General features: G+C 57.2%; 1 protein-coding gene. It reads right to left on the bottom strand.

Translation table 11 applies throughout. The features are described from left to right. Positions 1-259, bottom strand: a 259-nt coding sequence (locus ACZ3HH_RS30180; protein WP_465810264.1) for a DNA gyrase subunit A, incomplete at its 3' end; no start/stop codon positions are given. Between the last annotated feature and the right edge of the window lie 10 nt (positions 260-269).

Genomic DNA, 269 nt, shown 5'->3' with positions numbered 1-269 from the left:
CGTAGACCGCCGTATCGCCGTGCGGATGGTATTTACCGATCACATCGCCCACGACGCGCGCGGACTTTTTGTAAGCCTTGTTCCAGTCATTGCCGAGCTCGCGCATGGCGAAAAGAACACGGCGATGAACCGGTTTCAGGCCATCGCGTACGTCAGGCAGAGCGCGCCCGACGATCACGCTCATGGCATAGTCAAGGTAGGACTGCCGCATCTCCTCTTCGAGACTGACGGTCAGAATTTCGCGTGCAATTTCGGCCATTAAGAAAGGC

Source organism: Pseudomonas sp. PME37.24/025 (assembly GCF_055556615.1).
Note: the sequence above shows the minus strand (reverse complement) of the source record. Positions and strands in the feature narration are given on the sequence as shown.